26 protein-coding genes are annotated in these 24387 nt (G+C 67.1%); 14 read left to right on the top strand and 12 right to left on the bottom strand.

The annotated features are described in order from the left end of the window. Nucleotides 1-57 precede the first annotated feature (57 nt). A complete protein-coding gene (locus tag IPM80_07385; GenBank protein ID MBK8958247.1) occupies nucleotides 58-711 on the bottom strand; it encodes a response regulator in 654 nt (217 codons plus the stop codon). 296 nt (nucleotides 712-1007) lie between these two features. Here IPM80_07385 and IPM80_07380 point away from each other — a divergent pair, with 296 nt between their 5' ends. From IPM80_07380 to IPM80_07350, 7 genes are all read left to right on the top strand, one after another. Beyond that, nucleotides 1008-1700: an EthD domain-containing protein gene (locus tag IPM80_07380; protein MBK8958246.1), complete on the top strand. Its 693-nt coding sequence runs from the start codon at nucleotides 1008-1010 to the stop codon at nucleotides 1698-1700. Between the two features lie 10 nt (nucleotides 1701-1710). Next, nucleotides 1711-2262 (top strand): carboxymuconolactone decarboxylase family protein, encoded by a 552-nt coding sequence (locus tag IPM80_07375; GenBank protein MBK8958245.1) that lies wholly within the window; start codon nucleotides 1711-1713, stop codon nucleotides 2260-2262. A 100-nt stretch (nucleotides 2263-2362) separates the two neighbouring features. Further along, complete coding sequence (locus IPM80_07370) at nucleotides 2363-3481, top strand: Bcr/CflA family efflux MFS transporter (protein ID MBK8958244.1); 1119 nt, start codon at nucleotides 2363-2365, stop codon at nucleotides 3479-3481. After that, the gene (locus IPM80_07365; protein MBK8958243.1) at nucleotides 3471-3611 is read left to right on the top strand and encodes a hypothetical protein; all 141 of its coding nucleotides are present in this window, start codon (nucleotides 3471-3473) and stop codon (nucleotides 3609-3611) included. Before IPM80_07370 ends, IPM80_07365 begins: the two co-directional genes overlap by 11 nt. Nucleotides 3612-3686: 75 nt before the next feature. Beyond that, nucleotides 3687-4013: a hypothetical protein gene (locus IPM80_07360; GenBank protein ID MBK8958242.1), complete on the top strand. Its 327-nt coding sequence runs from the start codon at nucleotides 3687-3689 to the stop codon at nucleotides 4011-4013. A 99-nt stretch (nucleotides 4014-4112) separates the two neighbouring features. After that, nucleotides 4113-5249 (top strand): acyl-CoA dehydrogenase family protein, encoded by a 1137-nt coding sequence (locus IPM80_07355; GenBank protein ID MBK8958241.1) that lies wholly within the window; start codon nucleotides 4113-4115, stop codon nucleotides 5247-5249. Then, nucleotides 5246-6505: an acyl-CoA dehydrogenase family protein gene (locus tag IPM80_07350; GenBank protein MBK8958240.1), complete on the top strand. Its 1260-nt coding sequence runs from the start codon at nucleotides 5246-5248 to the stop codon at nucleotides 6503-6505. Before IPM80_07355 ends, IPM80_07350 begins: the two co-directional genes overlap by 4 nt. A 1277-nt stretch (nucleotides 6506-7782) precedes the next feature. On the opposite strand, the gene IPM80_07345 is transcribed toward IPM80_07350, so the two are convergent. The 5 genes from IPM80_07345 to IPM80_07325 all read right to left on the bottom strand — a co-directional run bounded on the left by IPM80_07345 (nucleotide 7783) and on the right by IPM80_07325 (nucleotide 11722). Then, the gene (locus IPM80_07345) at nucleotides 7783-8148 is read right to left on the bottom strand and encodes a hypothetical protein (protein MBK8958239.1); all 366 of its coding nucleotides are present in this window, start codon (nucleotides 8146-8148) and stop codon (nucleotides 7783-7785) included. 105 nt (nucleotides 8149-8253) lie between these two features. Continuing rightward, entirely contained in the window at nucleotides 8254-9192 is a 939-nt protein-coding gene (locus IPM80_07340; GenBank protein ID MBK8958238.1) for an SMP-30/gluconolactonase/LRE family protein, read from the bottom strand. Nucleotides 9193-9376: 184 nt separating this feature from the next. Then, nucleotides 9377-10594 carry a VWA domain-containing protein gene (locus IPM80_07335; GenBank protein ID MBK8958237.1) on the bottom strand — a complete coding sequence of 406 codons (1218 nt, stop codon included), beginning with the start codon at nucleotides 10592-10594 and terminating at the stop codon, nucleotides 9377-9379. Nucleotides 10595-10631: 37 nt separating this feature from the next. Beyond that, the gene (locus IPM80_07330; protein MBK8958236.1) at nucleotides 10632-11186 is read right to left on the bottom strand and encodes a hypothetical protein; all 555 of its coding nucleotides are present in this window, start codon (nucleotides 11184-11186) and stop codon (nucleotides 10632-10634) included. Then, the gene (locus IPM80_07325) at nucleotides 11183-11722 is read right to left on the bottom strand and encodes a PspA/IM30 family protein (GenBank protein MBK8958235.1); all 540 of its coding nucleotides are present in this window, start codon (nucleotides 11720-11722) and stop codon (nucleotides 11183-11185) included. Before IPM80_07325 ends, IPM80_07330 begins: the two co-directional genes overlap by 4 nt. A 165-nt stretch (nucleotides 11723-11887) precedes the next feature. Here IPM80_07325 and IPM80_07320 point away from each other — a divergent pair, with 165 nt between their 5' ends. The 3 genes from IPM80_07320 to IPM80_07310 all read left to right on the top strand — a co-directional run bounded on the left by IPM80_07320 (nucleotide 11888) and on the right by IPM80_07310 (nucleotide 14535). Further along, on the top strand, nucleotides 11888-12589 hold the full coding sequence (locus tag IPM80_07320) for a response regulator transcription factor (GenBank protein ID MBK8958234.1): 702 nt from the start codon (nucleotides 11888-11890) through the stop codon (nucleotides 12587-12589). After that, entirely contained in the window at nucleotides 12586-13080 is a 495-nt protein-coding gene (locus IPM80_07315) for a hypothetical protein (GenBank protein MBK8958233.1), read from the top strand. Before IPM80_07320 ends, IPM80_07315 begins: the two co-directional genes overlap by 4 nt. A gap of 102 nt (nucleotides 13081-13182) precedes the next feature. Further along, nucleotides 13183-14535: a HAMP domain-containing histidine kinase gene (locus tag IPM80_07310; GenBank protein ID MBK8958232.1), complete on the top strand. Its 1353-nt coding sequence runs from the start codon at nucleotides 13183-13185 to the stop codon at nucleotides 14533-14535. Nucleotides 14536-14547: 12 nt separating this feature from the next. Here the strand turns inward: IPM80_07310 and IPM80_07305 are convergent, their stop codons facing one another. The 5 genes from IPM80_07305 to IPM80_07285 form a co-directional block, all read right to left on the bottom strand. Then, a complete protein-coding gene (locus tag IPM80_07305; GenBank protein MBK8958231.1) occupies nucleotides 14548-15099 on the bottom strand; it encodes a DUF2058 domain-containing protein in 552 nt (183 codons plus the stop codon). Between the two features lie 42 nt (nucleotides 15100-15141). Continuing rightward, complete coding sequence (locus IPM80_07300) at nucleotides 15142-15690, bottom strand: protein tyrosine phosphatase family protein (GenBank protein ID MBK8958230.1); 549 nt, start codon at nucleotides 15688-15690, stop codon at nucleotides 15142-15144. Continuing rightward, entirely contained in the window at nucleotides 15690-16067 is a 378-nt protein-coding gene (locus IPM80_07295) for a VOC family protein (GenBank protein MBK8958229.1), read from the bottom strand. The genes IPM80_07300 and IPM80_07295 overlap by 1 nt, the downstream gene beginning before the upstream one ends. Nucleotides 16068-16190: 123 nt before the next feature. Further along, on the bottom strand, nucleotides 16191-17297 hold the full coding sequence (locus IPM80_07290) for an LLM class flavin-dependent oxidoreductase (protein MBK8958228.1): 1107 nt from the start codon (nucleotides 17295-17297) through the stop codon (nucleotides 16191-16193). 173 nt (nucleotides 17298-17470) lie between these two features. Beyond that, complete coding sequence (locus tag IPM80_07285) at nucleotides 17471-19321, bottom strand: PQQ-binding-like beta-propeller repeat protein (protein ID MBK8958227.1); 1851 nt, start codon at nucleotides 19319-19321, stop codon at nucleotides 17471-17473. Between the two features lie 165 nt (nucleotides 19322-19486). Between IPM80_07285 and pip the strand changes: the two genes are divergently transcribed. The 4 genes from pip (at nucleotide 19487) to IPM80_07265 (ending at nucleotide 22606) form a co-directional block, all read left to right on the top strand. Then, the gene (pip, locus tag IPM80_07280; GenBank protein ID MBK8958226.1) at nucleotides 19487-20461 is read left to right on the top strand and encodes a prolyl aminopeptidase; all 975 of its coding nucleotides are present in this window, start codon (nucleotides 19487-19489) and stop codon (nucleotides 20459-20461) included. 64 nt (nucleotides 20462-20525) lie between these two features. Next, on the top strand, nucleotides 20526-21215 hold the full coding sequence (locus IPM80_07275) for a hypothetical protein (protein ID MBK8958225.1): 690 nt from the start codon (nucleotides 20526-20528) through the stop codon (nucleotides 21213-21215). A 7-nt stretch (nucleotides 21216-21222) separates the two neighbouring features. After that, complete coding sequence (locus tag IPM80_07270; GenBank protein MBK8958224.1) at nucleotides 21223-21582, top strand: hypothetical protein; 360 nt, start codon at nucleotides 21223-21225, stop codon at nucleotides 21580-21582. 97 nt (nucleotides 21583-21679) lie between these two features. Further along, on the top strand, nucleotides 21680-22606 hold the full coding sequence (locus IPM80_07265) for an LLM class flavin-dependent oxidoreductase (GenBank protein MBK8958223.1): 927 nt from the start codon (nucleotides 21680-21682) through the stop codon (nucleotides 22604-22606). Nucleotides 22607-22613: 7 nt separating this feature from the next. Here the strand turns inward: IPM80_07265 and IPM80_07260 are convergent, their stop codons facing one another. Further along, a complete protein-coding gene (locus IPM80_07260) occupies nucleotides 22614-24314 on the bottom strand; it encodes a cation:proton antiporter (GenBank protein ID MBK8958222.1) in 1701 nt (566 codons plus the stop codon). Between the last annotated feature and the right edge of the window lie 73 nt (nucleotides 24315-24387).

Raw genomic sequence — 24387 nt, 5'->3', positions numbered from 1 at the left:
GCGCACCTGGCGGCCGCCCGCATCGCGCGCGACGATGCGGCGGCGCTCAGGCTCGACTCAACCCTGCGAGGGGATGACGGTGCCGAGACCGCGCAACAGCCCGGCGGCCGTGTGGTTGTCGACGAACTGCCTGCAGAACTCGACCAGCTTCAACTGGCGCGCGCGCGCCGCGAACAGCACCATTTCGAACGCTTCGGTTTCCTCGATGCCATGGCGTTCCATGGCCATGCCCACCGCCACGCTGACTATCTTCTTGAGGTTGAAGTCCGCCGACAGCCGCTCGACGCTGCGCTCGAGCTTGTAGGTTTCGCGCGCGCGCACCAGCGCCACGTCGACCGCCAGGCTGAGCTGCGCAGTGCTGCTCGGCTTCAGCAATACGTTGAACGCACCGGCGGCTATCGCGCGGCGCAGGATCTCGGGGTCGTTGCCATCGGCCAGCAGCAGGAAGGGAATGCGTCGTTCCTGGCCGAGGTGCTGGCCGAGCACCAGCGCATCGCCGTCGGCGAGGGCGGTATCGACCAGGGCCAGGTTGACCACCCGCGAGGCGGCCACGCCGCGCGCGGCGGCGGCGCTGGATACGACATGGTGGCGATGTCCGGCGGCGCCCAGGGCGGACAGGATCTCGGCGCGCAGGTGGGCATCGTCGCACACCACCAGCACCACCTTGTCGACGCCGTCGCCAAAACCGCCGGCCACTTGTTCGAGTGTCACAAACTACTCCTTTGTCACCGATATTGAGCGCGGCCCGCGCAATGGGGACCACGAACAGGTGCGGAAGCGGAGTTGCGGCTTCGACCCAAAATTGTGCAGGGAAGCCTACCGTTACGCTCGGGACTTGCCTAGGGAGTGCCCAGGAAATATGTAAGAGAATTCCCAAAAATTTTGACAGGCACTGCTGACATTCCCTTTTCGGGGGATGTCCCGCCCCGGCTAGGCGCTGGGGTCGGGCGGCGATATTCTCGGCCTCCCGGGTCGACGCCGACCCGCCTCGCACAGGAACCCGCAGGATGATCAAAGGTATCGCTCTCGCCGTACCCAAGGCCGGCATGTCGGCCGAGGCCTTCCATCGCCATTGGCGCGACGTGCACGCGCCGCTGGCGCTGCGCATCCACCAGATCCGCCGCTACGTGCAGAGCCATCGCAAGGCGCTCGCGGTGCCGGGCTTCGACGAGGTGCGCTACGGCGGTGTGGCCGAGGTGTGGTTCGACACCCTGGCCGCTCTTCATGAGTTGCCCGCCATCCCCGAGTACATCGCGGGCGCGCAGGCCGATGAGCCCAATTTCCTCGACATGGCGGAACTGAAATTCCTCGCCACCCGCGAACACGTGTTCATCGATGAAATCGATATCAAGAAAGACACGCCGCTGACCAAGGCCATCTTCCTGCTGCGCCGGCGGCCCGACATGAGCGTGGCCGAATTCCAGGACTACTGGGTGACCGCGCATGCCCCGCAGATCCCGCGCGACGCCGGTGTATTGCGCTACGTGCAATGTCACCAGGTGGCGGAAAGCTATGCCGATGGCGAACCGCCCTACGACGGCGTGGCGGAATTGTCTTTTGCCGACGACGACGCCTTTCTCGCCTACTGGACCAGCCCACGCATCCAGGCTGTGTTCGCCGCCGACGCGCCGCGTTTCCTCGATGGCGCCCGCTGCACCGCGTTTCTCGCCGAAGAGAACCGCGTGCGCTGGCCGAGCTGAGCACGCCGCCATGGCCCGCGTACCCTATCTCGAAGCCAAGGACCTCGCGCCGCAGAATCACGATCTGCTGGCGCGCAACCTCAACCTGTACCGCGCGCTGGTGAACAGTCCCGACACCGCGCGCAGCTTCATGGCGCTGGGCCTGCACATCCGCTTTCACATGAAGCTCGACGCGCGCCTGCGGGAACTGGCGATATTGCAGGTCGGTTACACCACGCGCTCGCCCTACGAGTACGCCCATCACGTCGAGCTCGGCAAGCAGTTCGGCGTGAGCGATACCGACATCGCGGCCATCGCCATGGAAACGCGCGGCGAGAGCAGCAGTCTGCCGGCGCTCGATCGCGCGGTGCTGCGCGCGGCGCGCGAACTGACCACCGGCACCACGGTCAGCGACGAGACCTTCGCCGCGCTGCGCGCCGGTCTCGACCATGAGCGCGTGACCGATCTCATCGTCACCATCGGCTTCTATTGCGGCGTGGTGCGCGTGCTCGGCGCGCTGCAAATTGACGTCGAGCCGGAAGCGCAGCCGATCCTTAAGGACTACCCCCTGCCGTCCGCCTGAGCGGCGCCGCGGCATGCATGCAAAGTGATCCTGCCCGCTGGCGGAGCACCGTCCCTCGGTTACCATGGGCCAGGACTTTCGCGCACAAGACAGCCTCATTTTGACTTCCGACACCCCGAGCGCCGTGCCGCCGGCATCGCGCCGCCTGCTCATCGCCATCCTGCTCGCCTCGGTTGCCTACGGCCTGCTGGCGATGACCGCCTGCCTGCCGTCCATGCCGAGCTGGGCTGGCCTGTTCGGCGTCGAACAGGCCAGCGTGCAGCTGACGTTCTCGGCCTTCGTCATCGCCTACGGCGGCGCGCAGGTGTTCTATGGTCCCTTGTCCGATCGCCACGGCCGGCGACGCCTGCTGTTGTTGGGTTTCGCCCTGGCGGCGCTCGGTTCGCTGGCCTGTGCGCTGGCCACGCAGCTGCCGATGTTGATCGCGGCGCGCGCGCTGCAAGGCGTGGGCGCGGCGGCCGGCATGGTGATCGGGCGCGCCATGGTGCAGGATTTTTTCAGCGGCGCCGACAAGCCGCGCATGATGGCCTATACCGGCATGGTGCTCGGCATGTGTCCGCCGACCGCGACGCTGCTTGGCGGACAGATGGAAGTGCATTTCGGCTGGCGCGCCAACTTCGCGGTGCTGACCGTGCTGGCGCTGGTGCTGCTGGTGGCGGCCTGGCGCGTGCTGCCGCGCAGTGAGCGCAAGGTCAGCGTGCATGAACACTGGCTGGCGGAGATGTTCGCCGCCTACCGCGCACTGGCGAAGCAACCGGTGTTCCTGGGCTATGGCGTGATCCTCGCCATGTGCACCGGATCGTTCTACGTGTTCCTGGCCGGCACGCCGCTGGTGCTGGCGAGCTACGGTGTCGGACCGGCGCGCGTCGGCCTGTTCATCATGGCGGTGCCGCTGTCCTACATCGCCGGCAATTTCGTCGTCAGTCGCCTGCTGCATGCGAAGAACGAAGCGCGGCTGGCGCTCATCGGTCAATGCGCGGCCTGCGCGGGGCCGCTGCTCGCGCTGGCGCTGGCGCTGGCCGGGGTGCGTTCACCCTTGGCGCTGGCCTTGCCCTTGACCCTGCTCGGCTTCGGCCACGGCCTGCTCATGCCCTCGACCCTGAGCGGCACCATAAGCGTCATCCCGACGCTGGCCGGCTCGGCGGTCGCGGCATCCGGGACTGGCCCAGCAACTGTTCGGCGCCCTCGGCGGCTGGCTGGTGGGCCTCGTGTCCCATGACGATGCACGCTACATGGCCGCCATGATGCTGGTATTCATGTCGCTGGCGCTGGTGATGCAGGTGCTGGTGATGCGGCTGAAAGCGGCAGCCTCGTGGGTGCAGACTGAAGTCGGACCCACGGCATGGTGAGAACTCTGGGTCGGACTTCAGTCTGACTGATGAAGCCGCATACATTTCGAGCCATCCTATTGCTGGAGCCGTGCCATGAAACACATCGTCGTCGTCCTCACCGAACCGACCGCCGGCCGCGAGGCCGAATACAACGATTACTACGAGAAGCTGCATCTCGATGAAGTGCTGGCCACCACGCTCATGAGTTCGGCGCAGCGCTTCAAGCTCAGCGACGAACAGGGCGCCAAGTGTCCGCTGCCCTATCTTGCGCTGTACGAAGTGGAAGCGGACGAGCCCAAGGATGTACTGACCAATCTCAATGCCACGCGCGGTGAACGCGTGCAGAGCGATGCCTTGAACAAGCGCACCGCAGGCGTGTGGGTGTTCAGCGAGATCGGGCCGCGCCACCAACGCGATTGAGCGCCCACCTCACTGATAGCGTGTCGAAGCCGCGCGGGAAAGCTGGCACCATGCCGGCCATGCGCGTCGGCCTTCGCGGCGCGACGAGGAGGGACACCCATGCGCTTCGGCTATACCGACGAACAGGAACAATTCCGCGACATCGTCGCGCGCTTCTTGCGCGAACGCTCGCCGACCAGCGAAGTGCGCAAGCACATGGCGAGCGACGCCGGTTACGACCGCGCGCTGTGGCGGCAACTCGTCACCGAGCTCGGCTTGACCGGCGTGCATGTGCCGGAGTCGCTGGGCGGCCAGGGCTTCGGTTACGTCGAGCTCGGCATTGCGTTGGAAGAAATGGGGCGGGCCTTGCTGTGCGCGCCGTACTTCGCCTCCAGCGTGCTCGCCACCGAAGTGCTGCGCACCGTCGCCACCGAGACCGAGCAGGCCATGCTGCTGCCGGCGCTGGTCAGCGGCGAAAAGCTCGGCACGCTGGCGTGGGTGGAACGTGGCGGGCAGTGGGACGTGGCGGCCACCACGCTCACGGCCCATGGCCAGGGTGAGGCCTGTCGCCTCGATGGCCACAAGAAATTCGTGCTCGACGGTCATCACGCCGACTTGTTGCTGGTGGTGGCGCGCACCCGCGGCAGCGTCGGCGATGCCGGGCTCGGCGTGTACGCCGTCGATGCCGAGGCCGTCGGCATCACGCGGCGCCAGCTTGCGACCATCGACAGCACGCGTCGCCAGGCCGAGATCACTTTCAGCGACACCCCCGCGCGACGCCTAGGCGGCACCGAATCGGCGGCCGTGAAACTGCGCCAGAGTCTCGATCGCGCGACCATCGCGCTGGCCTGCGAGATGGTCGGAGGCGCACGCGCGCTGCTCGATTCCGCGGTCGGGTACGCCAAGCTGCGCATGCAGTTCGGGCGCCCCATCGGCTCCTTCCAGGCCATCAAGCACAAGTGCGCGGAGATGCTGTTGGAAGTGGAGCTCGCGAGCTCGGCGGCGCGTTACGCGGCGGCGGCCATCGACGACAACGACAGCGAAGTGCCGGCGCTCGCCTCGCTGGCCAAGGCCATGGCCGGCGATGCCTACATGCACGCCGCCATCGAATGCATACAGATCCACGGCGGCATCGGCTTCACCTGGGACGAAGACACGCACCTGTGGTTCAAGCGTGCCAAGAGTTCGCAAGTGATGTTGGGCGACGCCAGTCACCATCGCGAGCGCTACATGGCGCTGACGGAGGCGAGCGCATGATCACCCACGACGAAGCAGAAGTACGCGCCGAACTGCGCGACTGGCTGCGCGCGCACTGGGACGTCAATCGATCCTTGGTGGCGTGGCGCAACCTGCTGGTCGATTCGGGCTGGGGCATGCCCCATTGGCCGCGCGCCTGGCATGGTCGCTCACTGCCGATGGCCTTGCTGCCCGCGGTGGAAGAAGAATTCGAGGCCGCGCAGGCGGTCGGCGTGGCGCGCATCGGCATTCGCCTGCTGGCGGCGGCGACGCTGCTCGAACATGGTTCGAATGCGCACAAGGCGCGTTTCCTGCGCCGCATCCTGACCGGCGAAGACACCTGGTGTCAGCTCTTCAGTGAACCCGGCAGCGGCTCGGACCTGGCCGGCGCCACCACCCGCGCCCACAGCGACAGCGATGGCTGGGTGATTAACGGTCAGAAACTGTGGACCACCAGCGCCCATCACGCCGATTGGGGCCTGCTGCTGGCGCGCACCGACTGGGATGCGCCCAAGCACAGCGGCATGTCGTACTTCATCATCGACATGACCCAGCCCGGCGTCGAAGTGCAGCCCCTGAAGCAGATGAACGGCCACGCCTCGTTCAACCAGGTGTTCTTCACCGATGCCAAGGTGCCGGCGGAAAACCTGGTCGGCAAGACCGGCGACGGTTGGAAGATAGCCATGACCACGCTCGCCCACGAGCGCCGCAATGCCGACGCCTTGCGCCGCTGGGGCCATGCCTCTCCCTACGCGGGCGCCATCTACGACCAAGAGCGCGCCGAGATAGCGACGGTGATGGAACCCTACAAGTGGTATCCGCAGCGCGCCGGTCGCGTCGACTTGATCATGAGCCGCGCCCGCGAAACCGGTCGTCTCGCCGATCCCGCGCTGCGCCAGGACATCGCGCGCCTCATGATGCTGTCGCGCAGCGCCGAATGGCTGGCGCACCGCGCACGCCAGGCCAAGGTTGCCGGCAAACCGGAAGGTCCGGAAGGCTCGCTAGGCAAACTGGTGGCGAGTCACGTGGCGCGCGCGGCGTCCCACGTGCATACCCTCATCAGCGGCGCGGACGCGATGCTGGCCGGCGCGGACGGTCCTCACGACGGCCTCATCGCCGAGATCCTGTTATCGGTGCCGGCGACTTCGATCGCCGGCGGCACCGATGAGATCCAGCGCAACATCATCGGCGAACGCGTATTGGATCTGCCGCGCGAACCGCGCATGGATACCGGCCCGTTCCGCGATGTGCCGAGGAATCCGACGCGCGGACGCTAGGGCGCATCGAATGTCAGGCTGAAGCCTGACCCACAGCACTGGCCGATGTATTTGTGGGTCAGGCTTCAGCCTGACATTCCTGCATAGCGCGAACGCTGCACCTGTAGGTGCGAATTCATTCGCGCACTTGGAGATGCCGCAGCTTGTCCGGATTCCTCTGCACGTAGATGGCGGCGATGCGGTCCTGCGTATCGAGTTCGAAGGCCATGGTCTGCAGCACCTGGCCGGCCTCCGCAGCAGGCCCGTGCCGTTCACCCGACGAACTCCGCAGTCCCCCCTGGCAAGCCCATCGCCGGCAATCGTCGCCGCCCACAAGGGCAACACCGCCGCGACCTTGCCCCGCCATCAGAGAACACCGCGTCCTGGCCAGTAGCGCCTCAGTCTCGGTCGCCGCCGACCCCGGCGAATGCCGCAGGCGCCGGCCGTCTCGCGCGCGACAAAGCGCGCGCGCTCCGGATGTGCTGGCGTGCCCTGCAGTTGGCGCCCCCGCAGGGTCGCGGCGAGGTGTCGAAATCGACATCGAACACGTCGAACAGGAACGCCCCCGCAGGCTGTCGAGCGTGCGCAACAGGGCAAAGTCAGGTCACGCGCCAATTCATGGGCGACTTCCGACCGGCTGCCAGGCGTCAGCTGGCCAGCAAAGGTTCGGGCAACCATTGGCCGACGTACTGCTCCCCCCCCTCGGCGATCCAGGCACAGGTGTGACCACCCCAGGTGCGCCGATTTCCCCCCCGCCCCCAGCGCAGCCCCCCTGCACGATGTCGTCGGCATCCCGCCCAGCGCGATAGGCAAGTCCACGCAGTCGCGCGCGATGACTTTCGAAATCGACCCCGTGTGGATTGTCCATGACGCTCCTCGCACGCCACGCGTCATGCCGACGCGAACAAGGTCGGGGCGACGCTGTGTCCGCCGACCTCGACCGGCCCAGGCGGCGCCGAGCCCCGCAGCGTCGGTAGACGCGCGTTGCGTGATGAGCGCCAGCGACACCACCCGCCTCACCCCACCCGCACCGCCTGTCGTGCAGCCAATCCGGCGCCCAGCAGCACCGCCCCGCCAGGGCCAACAAGGTCTCCTCGTCGAGCGCCGCCTCGTCACCGGCGATGATGGCACGCACGGTGGTGCCATCGACGCCGGCCTCTTCGGCCATGCGCACCACCAACTGCGTGCAGGGACCACAATCTTCAAAGAGGGTGGCGGCGATGCGCGCAACCACCCCGGCCCCCTCGCACCGCGAAGCCGAGAACAGGAAGCGCAGGAACGCCCCTCCCCCCGCTAGTCTAGTGCTTTTCTGAAGCCGCCCACGCGGCGAGCAGCGGCAGCAGCAGTACACCCGGCGCGTCTGTCACGAGGTGTTCCACGGCGTGCACACCGGCCGCGACTTCGAACACGTGGATGGCGCCATGGGCGAGCAGGAAGGCGCTGGCCGCGCGCGCATAGTCACGCGCCGCGGCGGTCACGGCGAGCGCCATGAACGCAAGGCCGCCGAGTGCATAGACGGCGCCGATGTCACGGATGAAATGCGCGTTGAAAGGGCCGCTGTCCATGACACCCGGCACCGCGCCGTACCAGTGGCCCGGCGCGATGAGCATCGCGAGGCCGTTGACGGCGAACAGCAGGCCGAGGACGAGACGAAGGTGCTTCATGATGCTGGCATCTGCCCGCCGCGCCAGGATGGGCGGCTTCAAACACCAGACGAGACAGCGCGCGACAATGTGACATTGCCGCGCGCTAGAGCATCGAGCCTGTCCTCAGGCGTTGAAGTTCAAACGCAGACCCGCGCGCGGGCTGTCGTAGGCCACCAACTTACCGGTGCCGGACAAGGTCGCGTAGGCGGTGCGCATGTCCTTGCCGCCGAAGCACACGTTGGTGGTCAGGGGATCGGGCAGCGGCGTGTGTTCAATCTTCTTGCCATCGGGCGAAATCGACGTGATGCCGCCGTTGATGATGGTGGCGACGCTCACCCAGCCTTCGGCATCGACCGCCAGTGAGTCGAGCAATTGGTAGCCCGGCAGGCCGGTCAACAAGGTTGCGCCGCCCGGTCCTTCCAGCAGCGGGCCACCGACGCCGGCCACGCGCTTCAATTCGCCGGGGCCGCTCACTTCCCATTGCCACACGCGCGCGGTGAAGGTCTCGGCGACGTACAACATCTTGTCGTTGGGGCCGAGACCGATGCCGTTGGGGCCGTCCATGGGGAACACCACTTCCTTGATGAACGAACCGTCGGTCTTGGCGTAGAAGATGCCGGTGCGATCGCGCGAGCGGTCATAGGTCTTGCCGAAATCGGTGAACCACATGCCGCCGTGTTTATCGAACACGATGTCATTCGGGCCTTTCAAGGCATGACCGTCGCACTGGGTGTAGAGCACTTCGACCTTGCCGGTGTTGAGGTCGACGCGCTGGATGCTGCCGCGCGTGTAGCTGTGCGGGGTATGACCCGGCACCGTCATGCCGTCCATTTCCATCCATTCGAAGCCGCCGTCGTTGCAGATGTAGCAGGCGCCGTCGGGGCCGATGGCCGCGCCGTTGGGGCCGCCGCCGACATGGGCGATAATCTGCTGCTTGCCATCGGGTTTGACGCGCGTCAGCGTGCCGCGCTTGATCTCGACCACCAGCACACTGCCATCGTCCATCGCGACCGGACCTTCGGGGAACTGCAAGCCCGAAGTGATTTCACGTATCTGCGCCATGCTGTCTACCTCTCCCTCTTTGGATTTCCGAACAGCCGGCGACAGGGCCGGCGATGACGACGCGTGGGCACGCTTCGTGTGCGCCTGACGTTGCGCGCGCGGCGTCGCAAAAGCAAGGGAGGCGGCCACCTGCCGGATAGTGAGGCGCTGTCACCGCCTCACGACCGCAAGGCTGACCTCGCGCTCAATACGCCGGCCCGGATCTGCCGAGTTCCAAGGCGCCATCGCGCTTGGCCTGCTTGCGCAGCGTGCCGAACAACTTCGCGTCCAGCGTATCGCTGGCGCCGCCGGACTTCGCGACCTGTTCGCCCAGCCACGCATCACGCTTGGCGGCGACGTCTGCCATCTCTTTTTTGATCTGCGCGCGCTTCGCGGCGTGCTCGCGCAGGTAGCTCGATTGCGCTTCCGGGGCCATGGCCTTGAGCGGCGCCGGCAGTTCATCCTGGCGAATGTCCTCGAGTCGCACGCGGCCGCTCGCCACCCCGTCCACCAGTTCGCGGTCGCCGAGCAGGTTGGCGGCGCCGCTCGCGGAGGCATTGAAGGCCGCCCGTCGCGCCTTCACCGCCGGCGAAGCGGCCGCCTCGAGCTTGCTGGTGGCGGCCAGCTTGGCGCGCTTCTCGGCCTGCACTTTCTCATCGCCGTAATAGAGCCGGGTTTCGTCCAGCCTCGCCGACAAGCGCGCCAGCGTGTCGTCGAAAGGCGTATTCAAGGCCAGCGCGCCACCATCCTGGTCGACCTTCAGATAATCGCCGGCGCCGAGCGCCGCGATCTGCCGCCACGGCTGCACGGTGTCACCTTGATTGCCGCACTGGATGGTGTTGATGACGATGCCGCGTTGGCGCGCCAGCGCCACCGTGGCCGGAAACTGCACGTCGTCCTGGTAATCGAGGTGCGGCGGCGCGTCGCCGACCAGGAACACCGCCTTGTAGGTGCCGGCTTGCGTGTTCCAGCTCATGCGCGAGACCGCATCCTGCAGGGCCTGGTTGACCGCCTCGGGCCCGTCACCGCCACCGTCGGCCTGGAAGTCCATGAGATGCGCATACATGGAATCGAGATCCGTGGTCAGGTCGAACACCTGGGTGACATAGCGGTCACCGCGATCGCGATAGGCCACCAGGCCGATGCGGATCTCGGGCGCCGGCTGCGCGCGTGCCATGGTGGTGGCGATGGACCAGATCTTGTCCTTGGCGGTCTGGATGAGTCCGCCCATGCTGCCGGTGGTATCGAGCACGAATACCAGGTCCACGCGCGGCCGCTGGCTGGCGGGCGGCGTCGCGGCCGACGTGATGGGCTGGCCGACGACGGGCGGCGCGGCGGCCTCGGCGTCGTGCAGGCGCGGGTAGCCGATGATCGCGGCGAGGGTGAGGCTGGCCAGGGTGAGGCCGAGTAACTGCTGTTTCATGGTGAATATTCCTCGTTGATGAAAGAGCGCGCGCCGCTCAGCGCGCGCGCTCGAAGGCACGCAGGGCCTGTTCGGCGGCCCGCGCGGCATGGGTGAAAGCCTGGTCGGCGTCGTGCCGCGCGACCGGGCGTGGCTTAAGTGGCAACAGGCTGCAGGCCGCCTGCACGAGGCCGAGGCTCCATAGCCCGGCGAACACGCTGGCGGTCTCGACGAAAGCCCAGCAGCCGGCGGCCAGTGACAAGCCGCACAGCAGCAGGTCCGCCATCGCGGTGAACACGCTGGTGTGCATGAGCAGGGCGCGTGTCAGCCACACCAGCGTGAGATGGGCGGCGACCATGCTGAACAGCGTCGGGCACAACAGCGTGATGGCGACGGCGGCGAGCGCCCACGCGGCAAGCAGCGTCACGCGGCCATGGTGATGACGACTGCGCGCAAGCAGGAACAGCACGTAGGCGAGCGCCAGCAACAGGCACAAGGCGCGCGATACCAGCGTCACGCCGAACAGCGGTGTCAGCACCGCGGCGAGCACCGCACCAACCACGCTCAAGGCCAATGCCGTGATTGCCGCTTCGATGAAAGTCAGGCGCTTCACGGGCGCGCCCTCCGCTGCCGCTCGCGCAGCAGCGCGACCTCGATCTCGGCGGCACTGACGGGCTGCGTGAGCGTTGCCGCGCCAGCGGGCTCGCCACTGGCGGCGGTAGCGAGCGCATCGTGCAGGCTGGCCTGCTCGCGCAGCGCCTGCAGGCGCTCTGCGTGTTCGACGATGCGCGCCTCGAGGCGCTGGTGAGCCTCGCGCAACGCCTGCTGCCGCTCGCCGAGTTGCGCGGCATGGCGCGCGGTCTCGAGTTTGCGCCGCACGAGATCACGCGCCAGTGCGTCCTGCTCGGCGTCGAGACACAGGCCGAGCTCTTCATCGAGCGCGGCGAGACGCACCTGGCATTCCTGCAAGGCCTGCGCGACGCGCTGCATGTCGTCGCGCAAACGCGCGGCTTCGCCGTGCTCGACGTCGAGCGCGCTCTGCATGTCGCGCACCGCCTGGCGCAACAGGCTGGCCGGTTCTTCGAGGCCGTCGATGACGGCGTTGAAATCGGCGCGCAGCAAGCGGCCGAGTCGGGTGAACAAGGTCATGGGCTCTCCTCCGTGGGACGAGGTGAGCACTCTAGGTACGGCGCGCGCGGCGTGGCAGGCCACTTTTGGTAAAAGCGCGGCGCGCGTGTTTACATGGCGTTTACAAGCGCGCGGGCGGCTTCTTGTTATGCTCGCGGCCCGGGTCATCCGTCACATGGCAGCGACATGAGTTCCAAACCGCGCATCCTCATCGTCGAGGACGAGGCCGCGATACGCGGCGGCCTCATCGACGTATTCACCTACCACGGCTTCCAGGTCGACAGCGCGGCCGATGGCAACGACGGCTGGCACAAGGCGCAGCGCGGTCCCTACGACATGGTCCTGCTGGACGTGATGCTGCCGGGTGTGGACGGCTTCGAGATCTGTCGGCGCTTGCGCGACCTCGACCGCGAACAGGCCATCATCCTGCTCACCGCGCGCGGCACCGACGACGACATCATCCACGGCCTGTCGCTGGGCGCCGATGATTACGTCGCCAAGCCGTTCTCCGTCGCCGAGCTGGTATTGCGTGTGAACGCGGTGCTGCGCCGCGCACGCGTGCTGCCGGGCGTGACGTCGGTGCTGGAATTGCACGACGACGTCAAGATCGATCCCGGCACGCTGCAAGGCCGACGCGGCGATGCGACGCTGTGCTTCACACGTCGTGAGATGGACGTGCTGCAATATCTTTTCGCCCATGCCGAGCGCGCGGTATCGCGCGAAGAGCTGCTGCACAAGGTGTGGGGCTACGCCAACGCGCTGGCGCTCGAAACGCGCACCGTCGATATCCACGTCGCCAAGCTGCGGCGCAAGCTCGAAGCCGATCCGGCCGCGCCGCGCGTGCTGTTGACGGTGCGTGGCGCCGGCTACCGCCTGTTGCGCGCATGAGCGATCTCGCTCGCCTGCGCCTGGTGCTGGCGCTGTTCTTCGTCGCGCTGGCCATACCGACCGCCGCCTTGATCCACCAGGCCTATCAGCGCCTGCAGTGGGAGAGCTTTCACCAGCACCAGGGACTCGCCGAGGAATTCACGAAGCGCGTCGAGCAGCGCATCGATGACTTCATGGCTGTCGAGCACGCGCGGCCGTTCACCGAGTACAGCTATTTCAACCTGGTCTCGCCGCTCAGCACGACCGTGCTGCAGCGCTCGCCGCTCGCCAGCCTGCCGCCGGCCAACGCCGTGCCCGGCCTCATCGGGCATTTCCAGGTGGATGAACAGGGCCAGTTGAGCCTGCCCTTCCAGCCGCCGCCCGACAGCAGCGAGTTGCAGAGCGGACTGACGGACACGGAGCGACGCGAGCGCGACGCGCTGGCGACACGCCTGCACGGGATCCTGGCCAGCAATCGCCTGCTGGGCGGTGCGCCGGCACTGAAGAAATGACCAGGTCGATGCCGTGGCCAGCGACACGCCGCGCGTCGGAGAGCAAGCGGCCGCGCCCACACCCGCGCGCCGCGACAGCGCCGCCAAGGCCCTCGGTCGGTCGTGGCCGATCTCAAGCTCGAGCAGAATTTCCAGGGCGCGCCGGTCATGGCCGAAGCGGCGCCCGCCATGCCCGACAAGCGCGCCGCCACCGATGCCACGCGCGCGCTGCGCAAGGAGCAGGGCGCGCTGCCGATGCTGGCCGAAGAGCACAAGCGCAAGCAGGGCGGCGCGCGCCAGCGCCTCGACGACGCGGCGCCCATCCACACCTTCGAAAGCGAAGTGGAGCGCTTCGAGAGCAGCCTGCTCGCCAGCGGTGAACTGGTGCTGTTCCGTAACGTGTGGCGCGACGGGCGGCGTTACGTGCAGGGCCTGGTCATCGACCGCGAGGTGTTTCTCCGTGAACTCGTCGGTACGCCGTTTCGCCTCGGCCAGCTGGCGCGCAGCAGCGGCCTGGTGGTGGCGCGCCACGGTGACGTGCTGCTGCGTGACGACGGCGACGCGGCGCGCGGCTATGGCAGCGCGCCCGACCTGCGCGGCACCTTGCTCTACCAGTCACGGCTGCCAGCGCCCTTCAGCGATTTGGAATTGATATTCAGCGTCACCGAACTACCGGCCGGACCGGGCGCACGCGTCATCGGCTGGCTGGCGGCGCTGTTGTCGCTGGTGCTGGGCGGCGGCCTGTGGCTGGCACTGCGCCTCGGCACGCGGCAGATCGCGCTGGCGCGCCAGCAGCAGGACTTCATTGCCGCCGTCAGTCACGAGCTCAAGACACCGCTGACCTCGATACGCATGTACGGCGAGATGTTGCGCGAGGGCTGGGCGCCGGACGCCAAACGCCAGGAGTATTACCAGTTCATACACGACGAGGCCGAACGGCTCACGCGCCTCATCAACAACGTGCTGAACCTGGCACGCATGACGCGCAACGAACTCAAGGTCGAGATGCGCGAGGTGACGGCCGCGGAACTGCTGGACGTGCTGCGCTCGAAGCTCGAATCGGTGGTCCAGCATGCCGGCCGGCGCTACACGCTGGACTGTCCCGCCGAGCTCGCCAGCGCGCGTTTGCGGGTCGACATCGATTGTTTCACGCAGGTGATGCTGAACCTGGTCGACAACGCGCTGAAATTCACCAGCGGTGACGAGCCGCTGCAACTGGCCGTGCAGGGCGGCGACGGCAGCCATGTCGAATTCGCCGTGCGCGACTTCGGCCCCGGCGTCGCCGGCGAGCAGATGTCGCGCATTTTCGGACTGTTTTATCGCGGCGAGAACGCCTTGACGCGCGCCACCGCCGGCACCGGCATCGGTCTCGCGCTGGTCAAACGCCTGGTCGAAGTGATGGGCGGCAAGGTATCCGTGGCCAACCGCGAGCCGGGCGCCGAGTTCACGGTGACGCTGCCGCGCGCCGGCCCGTGAGCCGGCGCGTCGTCACCACATCAGGTCGTCGGGCACCTTGTAATCGGCATAGTCGGGATCTTCCTGGATGTCGGGCTCGGTGCCGTCGCGCAACACCAGCACCGTGCGCGCGTCGCGCTCGGCGACCCGCTCCGCCACTTCGCGCGTCACCACCGCCAGGCCTTCACGGAAACGCACCACCGCCAGCGTGCCCTTGACCAGCGCGGCGTGCTGCTCGGCGGTCACGTAGATCTTCTTGATCTTGCCCTTGATGACGAAGCGGAACGGCGTCTCGCCGGCCTTGGTGTCGAGCTTGGCGCCGTCGATGATCTGTTCCAGCTGCACGATGATGGCGCGGCGTTCGCGATCGGCCTGGCGCTGGCGGTTGAGTTCACGATCGCGCGCTGCCTTCTCGTCCTGGGCCTTGCGCGCTTCGAGCTGCGTGGCGGTCAAGGGCCCCTTGACGGTCGCCTTGGGCTTGGGCTGCTGACGGGCCTGCTTATGCTTTTCCTTGTCCGCCTGGTGCACCTGTTTCTGCTTGACGAGGCCCGCGGCCAGCAGCTGTTCTTTGAGAGATTTGCTCATCCAACTATTCCAACATCGTTACGCGTTCGGGCGGGCCGACACTCAAGTCGAGTGGGCCGCCAGCACCTCATCAATCAACTGCCGCCATTGCGGCACCGCCGGCAATTCGTAGCCGGGGTTGTTTGCCCAGATCTTCTCCAGCGTCACGCGCGCGGCGGCGCGATCGGCTTTCTGCTCGAGCACACGATACATGTACACGAAAGCCGACGCGCGCGAACCGGCGTAACAATGCACCAGCATGCGTTTGCCTTTGAAACGTTCCATGGCCGCCAGGAAACTCTCGACATCGGCGCGCGGCGGCTTGTCCCAGTCGACGGGAATGTGCACATACCCCATGCCGAGCTTGCCAACCACCTCGGCCTCGTCCGCCAGCGCGCCGGGATCGGTGACCGGCGCGAGATTGATCACGGCTTCGACGCCGGCCTTGGCGATGGCGGGAAACTGTTCGCGGGTCGGCTGCCCGGCGGACAGCAGCGCCGGTGAATACTCGTAGTAGTTGTAGAGTTCGAGCAGGCCGACGGTCGGCGCATCGGCGGCGCGCGCGAGGCACGTGAGCAGCATGAGACCGAGCACGGCCAGGCATCTTTTCATCAGTTTGATCTCGCGGTCAGTGGTCGGGCGAAGGACAGCTCGTTGCCGTCCGGGTCGTGTACATGAAAATAGCGCTCGCCCCACGGGGCGTCGGCAGGCGTGGTGACGGTGGCATAGCCGGCGGCCCGCACCCGTGCGTACATGGCGTCGACGTCGGACACGTACAGGATGGCGCGCCCCCACGGACGCTCGGGCGGCTGCCCGACGGCCACGTTCAGGTAGCCGCTGCCGGCGCGAAAACTCGTGAAGCCCGACGCCGCGCCGCCATGGCAGGGCAACATGCCGAGCGCTTCGTAGAACGCCACGGCGCGCGCCATGTCGCGCGTGAAGACGGTCACGGCGCTGATGCTCTCGACGCGGGCGGAGTGTTCACTCATGGCGGCAATGTAACGGATGACGGCGCCGAGGTCTGCCCCGTGCCGGGCAGACGCAATGCCTTGTGGGTCAGACTTCAGTCTGACGGATGACGCTCGGCGGCCGTCCCATCACGCCGCTGAATGTCAGACTGAAGTCTGACCCACAGCGTCCTGCCTCAGGTTCACGTCGTGCGCCGCCACCTCCTTGCGCACCCGCGGCAACACTTCGCCGCTCAACAGTTCCATCGCCTGGCGCACCTTGGCCGGCGACAGGCCGCCGATGCGGGTCCAGCACAACAGTTCGTCGAAGCCGAATTCGGTGGCGGCGCGGCTGAGTTTCTCGACGCAGTGCTCGACGTCGCCGCACACCACCGCGGGTGTGTCGACGATGTCGTCGAACTCGAGCCTGCGCACGAATTCGCGCGAGCGGGCGTAATACTCGTAGGACTTCACATAGCCCTGCTCGGGGGCGACGTAGCGCGCGATGGTGCGGTAATACCAGTTCACCGGCTCGCGAAATTCCCGGCGCGCGGCCTCCATGCTGCGGCCCGGGTAGACCATCATGAGACAGGTCTTGCGCCCGCCGCGCGGGTCGAGCCCGGCCGCGCGGCGCCCGGCGCGCCAGGCGTCCATGCCTTTGCGCGCCCCGTTGTAGGTCAGGCCGAAGGCGAAACCCATCAACAGGTGATGGCCGTTGCGCCCGGCGAGTTCGAAGGTGTCCGGCGAGATGCAGGCCATGTGTATGGGCGGATGCGGACGCTGCAGCGGCTTGGGCCTGACCTCGACATCGTCGACCTGCCAGTACTTGCCCTTGAACGTCACGCGCTCGCGGCTCCAGCACTCGACGATGAGGCGCAGGGCTTCGTCGAACATGTCCCGCGACTGGGTCTGATCGAGATTGAAGCCCTGGTACTCGAGCGGTTGGTAACCGCGCCCGACGCCGAACTCCACGCGACCGTGGGACAAGAGGTCGAGAAACGCCAGGTCCTCGGCCACGCGGATCGGATTGTGAAACGGCAGCACCAGGATGCCGGTGCCGAGACGGATGCGCGAGGTACGCGTGGCAATCGCCGCCAGCGACAATTGCGGTGAGGCGCACCAGCCGTATTCGGAGAAGTGATGCTCGGCCGGCCACACCGAATCGAAGCCCAGGTCCTCGGCGGCCAGCATGAGTTCGGTCTGCTCGTGGATGATGTCGAGTTCCGACTTGCCGGCCGGATTCTCGAAAAAATGCAGCATGCCGAGTTTCATCTGGGCCCCCCTCTGGAAGGGGGATGCTGATTGGCGCCAAGAGCCGCCCACTTGATCTACATCAAGGAATTTTTTGCGGCCCCCGGATTTTTCTTTCCCTCCCTACTTTCGAGGCCCCCCTTTCGGGTGGGCAGCGCCGCCAGCCGATCCACCATCGGCCAGCGGCGCGCGGACTATTTCAGCCCTCGCACATAGGTGGCGACGCTCTTGACCGCCTGCTCGCCCAGGGGCTCGGGATATAGCTTGGGCATCTTGGCCGACGGGTTCTTGATCCATTCGATGGTCTTGGCCTCGTCCATGCGCGTGGCGAGCCCCTTCAAGGCCGGCCCGTTCACGCCTTCGCCGTTGCCGCCGTGGCAGTTCGCGCAGATCTTGCCGTAGATCTCCGCGCCGCTGGCGGTGGCCAGCGATGGCGCCGCCACCGCGGACGCCACCGGCGCCGCGCCGCCCTTGCCATTGCCACCGAGGGCGTAGATCAGGAGCGTCGGGCTGCCGGTCACGCCGAAGGTCAGGCGCGACACGTTGCCGGCCACCGCCGCCACGTACTGGCGCCCTTTACGGTTGTAGCTGATGACACCGCCGGCCATCGCGCCGCCGGCCTGGGCACGGTAAAGCTCCTTGCCGTCGGCGGCATTGAGGGCGAAGAAATTGCCCTTCATGTCCCCCGCGAAGATCACGCCGCCGGCGGTCGGCACGATGCCCGACACCATCGGCCCCGGCGTTTCGAACTTCCAGCGCACCGCGCCGATGTCGGCGTCGAGCGAAGTGATCCAGCCGCGCGCGACGTCGGAAAACTTGAAGGTGCCGCCGAGGTTGAACTGGCCGGGCTTGAACTTGAAGCCTTCCTCGGCAGTTTCGATCGCGCACCAGTCGACGGCGCCGACCACGATGGCCTTGTTGGGGCGATCAAAAGCCGGGCCATTCCATTCCACGCCGCCCAGCGGCCCGGGACAGATCTCGACGCCGGTCGAATTGGCGCGCACGCCAGCGTTCTTGATGGTGGTGACCGGGGTCTTGAACACGCGCTGCTGGTTTTCGCGGTTGACGCCGTACACGTAGCCGTCCTTGGAACCGAGCGCGACCATGCGTTCGCCCTTGCTGTTGTAGTACAGCATCGGGGCGGCGCCGAGATCGAGATCCTGGCCGTCGTTCGACAACAGCTGGTGATACCACTTCAATTTGCCGGTGGCGGCGTCGAGCACCACCATGCTGTCGGTGTAGAGATTGTCGCCAGGCCGCAGGTGCGGCAGCAGATCGGGCGTCGGGTTGCCGACCGGCACGAACACTTCACCCGAGGCGTGGTCGAGCGTGTAGGTGCTCCAGGAACCGCCGCCGCCGGTCTGCGCGCTCTGCTGGTCGTGCCAGGAGTCGGCGCCCGGCTCGTCGCCGCGCGGAATGGTGTAGAAGCGCCACACCTCGCGACCGCTCTTGGCGTCGAAGGCCATGATGCGGCCGCGCGTGCCCCAGTCACCGCCGGCCGCGCCGATGATCACGAGGCCCTGGTAGATCTGCGGCGCGGAGCTGAAGAATTCGCCCTGCTGGGGTTCACCGACCTGGTATTGCCACAGGGTCTTGCCGCTCGCCATGTCGATGGCGAGCAGGCGCGAATCGAGCGTGCCGCGGTACAACACGCCGTTGGCGTGGGCGAGGCCGCGGTTGACCTTGAGCGGCGTGCCGCTCGGGTCCTCGGCTTCGTAATGATGACGCCAGCGCACGCGGCAGTTGGTGGCGTCGACCGCCAGCGTATCGCTGGCGGTGGTGAAATACAGCAGGCCGTCCAGCTCCAGGATGCCAGTATGGAAGGCGCCGGTCTCATCGACCTTGAGCCGGCACACTTCGCCGATCTGCGCGGCATTGGCCGGCGTGATCTGGTTGAGATTGACGAAACGCTGGCCGTTGACGTTCTCGTTGTAGCTGGTCCAGTTGGTATCGGGCTGCGGCTGCACGGCGGCCTCTTCGGCCTGCGCCGCCAACGTGCCGAGCAAGCCCAGCAACGGCCAAACCTTCGTACGCGAAAAAATCATCTCCCCTCCTGATCAAACTGCGGTGATGGCGCCGCGCTTCGGGCGCGGCAGGCGCGGCGGATACTATCACCCCGCGTCACGGCCGCGCGTGGGCCGATGGCGGTGACTGGACCGTGACGCGGCCGCGGCGCATCATCGCCACGCCTCACATTGCGGACCCACAGCATGGCCACCCAGCCCGCGCGCCGACGGCGCGTACCGACCGCGCTCTTTCCCGCCATCGAGCCCTATCGCAAGGGCTTGCTCAAGGTCTCGGACCTGCACACTATCTATTTCGAAGAATGCGGCAACCCGCGCGGCCGCCCGCTGGTGTTCCTGCACGGCGGACCGGGCGGCGGCTGCGATGCCATGCAGCGGCGCTATTTCGATCCGCGCAAGTGGCGCATCGTGCTGTTCGACCAGCGCGGCTGCGGGCGCAGCCGTCCGCATGCCGAACTGCGCGAGAACACCACCTGGGACCTGGTCGCCGACATCGAACGCCTGCGCGAACACCTCGGCATAGCGCAGTGGCTGGTGTTCGGCGGCAGCTGGGGCAGCACGCTGGCGCTGGCCTATGCCGAGAGCTTCCCCAAGCGGGTGCGCGCGCTGGTGTTGCGCGGCATCTTCCTGCTGCGCGCATCGGAGATCGCGTGGTTCTACCAGGACGGCGCCAGCCAGCTGTTTCCCGACGCTTTCGAGGCCTATGTCGCGGCGATTCCCAAGCGTGAACGGGGCGACCTGCTGGCGGCCTATTACAAGCGCCTGACCAGCCGCGACCGCGAGCGGCGGCGGCGCGCCGCGCGCGCCTGGTCGGTGTGGGAAGCGAGCACCAGCAAGCTCGTGACCGATCCCGCGCTGATCCGCAAATTCTCCGGCGGACGCTTCGCCGAGGCCTTCGCGCGCATCGAAGCCCATTACTTCATCAACCGCGGCTTCTTCGAACACGATGACCAGCTGCTGCGCAACGCGCGGCGCCTGCGCGACATCCCCGGCGTGATCGTGCAGGGCCGCTACGACGTGGTGTGCCCGATGCGTTCGGCCTGGGATCTGCATCGCGCCTGGCCTACCGCCGAGCTGGTGGTGGTGCCGGACGCCGGCCACTCCATGAGCGAGGACGGCATCCGCGCCGCCCTTATCGCGCATACCGACCGCTACGCATGAGCGGCCGACGGCGCGCGCTTCGGTGCTAAACTTTCGCCGCCTTCAACGAATGCCTTCGAGAGCCATGATCGAGCCCGCCCGCCCCATGCTGTCGTCACGCCGCCCGGTCGTCCTCGGCCTGTGCGGTCTCCTGTTGCTGCTCGGCGCCGGGCTGCCGTGCGCGAGCCGCGCCGACACCGAGCAGATGAATGGCAACTGGGTACTCGACGAAGAGCGCTCGGAGTCCTACCAGGATGCCGTGCGGGTGACCAAGGAGCAGTTGATGAAGCTGCGCAAGCGTCACAAGAAGCAGCAGTTCAGCGCCGCCGGCGACAAGGGGCAAAGCAGCAACAAGTATTACCAGCAGCTACACAACTCCAACCAGCTTCGCGCCGAGGACACCATCGACGTGGACTGGTCGCTGCCCGGCGACCTTGAAACGGTCATGGAAGCCAAGACCCTCAAGATTTACCAGGCGCGCATGTGCGCCATCCTGTACGACAAGAAGTTCAAGCGCCTGTTCGCCATCAACCCGGAAGGCAACTCCTACTCGGCCAAGGGCACCGAGTTCGCGCACGATGATCTTGGCCGTACCTTCGGCTACTTCGAAGGGCAGGTCTTGATCGTCGATACCGACATCAAGGGCGGCGACCGCCTGCTGGAAAAGATCTCGCTCGACGACAGCGCCAACGAGCTGCATATCGAAACGCGCTACCGGCGCAGCGACCTGGCCCGTACGCTGACCTACAAGCGCATCTTCCGGCGCGGCGAATAGCCTCGACATGGCGGCCAGCGCGAGCCAGGCGCGACGCGCGGTGCTGCTGGCGCTCGGCCTGCTCGGCGCGTCCGGCGCATGGGCGGACGTCACCAGCATCGCCGACTGGCCGTGCGCCGAATGGCAGCAGCGGCGCGCCTCGGGCGAGCGTGTCGACGCGCCGCAGATGTGGCTGTCGGGCTACATGACCGGGCTCGCCATCGCGCGCGACACCGACGTGCTGGCCTTCACGCATCCGGGCAAGCTGTTCGAAGCGATGGACAAGTTCTGCGTCGCCCATCCGGAACAGCACATCTCGGCCGGCGGCATCGCCATCTTCGACCAGATCCTGCACAGCCTGCCGACCACGCCACCGCGCGCGCTGTAATGCCGGCGCGGCATGGGCGCGGCCCGGCGCCTCGCATACACTCTCGGGCGCGGGCGTGTCGCCCGCCCCCCGGCAACCGCACAGACAGGCACCCATCATGACCCACACTCCGCTCCGCTTCGGCACCGCCTTGCGCTCGCCCTACGAGGTCGCCGCCTCGGCACGCTACATCGAGGAACTCGGCTTCGACGTCGTCGGCTGCGGCGAACACGTGAGTTTCTACGGCGACACCGCCAACGGCTTCGTGTCCTTGAGCGTCGCGGCCGGTGCCACCAGCCGCATCCAGTTGATGAGCGCCATCACGCTCGTGCCGCTGTACCCCGCCGCGTTGCTGGCCAAGCTCGGCGCGGCGCTGGATGTCGCCAGCAACGGTCGCTTCATGCTCGGCGTCGGCGTCGGTGGCGAATATCCGAACGAGTTCGAAGCCTGCGGCGTGCCGGTCAAGCAGCGCGGTTCACGCACCGACGAGGCGCTGGAAGTCCTGCACCGCACCTGGTCGGGCACCGACGTCACGTTTCACGGGCGCTACACGACCATGAACAATTTCAGCTTGAAGCCCTTGCCGGTGCAGAAGCCGCGCCCGCCGATCTGGGTGTCGGGCCGCAAGGACGCCGCCATGCGCCGCGCCGCGCGCTTTGCCGATGGCTGGCTGCCCTACATGTACACGCCCGAGCAGCTCGCCGAGAGCATTGCCAAGATCAAGCAATTCGGCGAGGAATGCGGCCGCGACCTGAGTACTTTCACGCCCGGCATCTTCCTGTTCACCGCTGCCCACGAAGACCAGGCCGCCGGCTTCAAGATGGCCAACGACAAGCTCTCGGTGCAGTATTCCCAGGACTTCACCAAGCTGGTCGACAAGTACACGCTGGCCGGCACGCCCGAGCGCTGCCGCGCGCGTTTCAAGGAATACCTCGATGCCGGCGCCCGCTTCGTGTTCCTGTCGACGGCCTGCCCGGACGATTACATCGACACCAATCTCGCCATGATCGCGCGCGACATCGTCGCGCCGAGTCGCGGCGCCTGAGGCGCCGTCACTTGGGCGCCGCCAGCTCGAGCTGGCTGTCGAGGTTGGTGATCATGGCATTGGCGAGTTCCTGCTCGCCGTAGAACACGCCGCCGACGCGCTCGCGCTGCATGAGCTCTGCCTCCTCGTCGCTGTGCACGCGAGCGATGGAGCGGATCTCGGGATTGAGGATGCGCGCGATTTCCAGCATGCGCACACTGCGCGTGGCGTCGGGCATGGCCACGATCAGCATCGCGGCGCGCGCGATGTGGGCCTGGATCAGGACTTCGGGTTCGATGGCGTCGCCGGCCACCGCCGGCAAGCCGCTGTCACGCAGGGTCTCGACCGTGTCGCGACTGACCTCCACCACCACGTAACGCACGCCGCGTTCCATGAGGGCGCGACCGATGCGTCGCCCCACGCGTCCGTAGCCGACCAGCACCACGTGGCCGGTCAACTGCTCGGAGGTGAAGGTCATGGGCAGCATCGCCAGCGGATCGGCCGGGCGCTCGAGATAGCGCGCGAGGCGCGAGCGGCCGCGGATCCAGCGCTGCAGCGGCCCGACCGCCAGCGACAGCAGTGGATTGACGGCGATCGAAATCATCGAGCCGGCGAGGATGAGATTGAGACCCTCCTTGGGCAACAGCTCGAGGCTGATGCCGAGACCGGCGAGGATGAAGGAGAATTCGCCGATCTGGGCGAGCCCCACCGCCACCGTCAGCGCGGTGTTGAGCGGGTAGCGGAACAGCATCACCAGGGAAAACGCCGCCAGCGGCTTGCCGAGCATGATGACCGCCACCACCGCCAGCACGCCCAAGGGATCGTCGACCAGCACGTGCGGATCGAACAGCATGCCGACCGACACGAAGAACAGCACCGAGAACGCGTCGCGCAAGGGCAGTGATTCCTGCGCCGCGCGATAACTCAGGCTCGACTCACCCATGACGATGCCGGCGAAGAAGGCGCCGAGCGCCAGCGACACGCCGAACAGCTGCGAGGACGCGTAGGCCACGCCGATGGCGCCGGCGATCACGCACAGGGTGAACAGTTCCCGCGAGCCGGTGTGGGCGACCGCCCACAGCAGTTTCGGGAACAGGCGCTTGCCCACCACCATCATCAACACCACGAAGGCCGCGACCTTCAACAACGTGATGAGCACGGTGCTGGCCACCGGGTGGCCGGCGACGCCGTCGCCATGACCGCCCAGGGCGCCGGCCAGCGGCGGCAACAACACCAACACCAGCACCATCACCAGGTCTTCCACCACCAGCCAGCCGACCGCGATGTGGCCGGTGATGGATTCCAGCAGGCCGGCGCGCTCCAGCGAGCGCACCAGCACCACGGTACTCGCCACCGACAGGCTGAGACCGAACACCACGCTGGCGCCGAAGCTCCAGCCCCAGCTGCTCGCGACCGCCGTGCCGAGGCTCGAGATCAGGAGCATCTCCAGCAGGGCGCCGGGCAGCGCGATGCCGCGCACCGCGAACAGCTCTTCCAGCGAGAAATGCAGGCCCACGCCGAACATGAGCAGGATGACGCCGACGTCGGCCAGTTCGTGCGACAGCTCGACATTGGCCACGAAGCCCGGCGTGGCGGGTCCCAGCACGAAGCCGGCCAGCATGTAGCCGACCAGCACCGGCACGCGCAGGCGCGCGGCAATGAAACCCAGCACCAGCGCGAGCCCGAGGCTGGCGGCGATGGTGACGATCAGGGTCGGCGGATGGGCCATGCGCTAAGAATGCCTTGCGAACCGCGGGAGGTCGGCCATTGTGACCTATCACGGCCTCGACTCAAGCGTGCGC

The sequence above is a fragment of the Pseudomonadota bacterium genome (assembly GCA_016719885.1).
Taxonomy (GTDB): Bacteria; Pseudomonadota; Gammaproteobacteria.
This window is presented reverse-complemented; position numbering and strand designations above follow the sequence as displayed.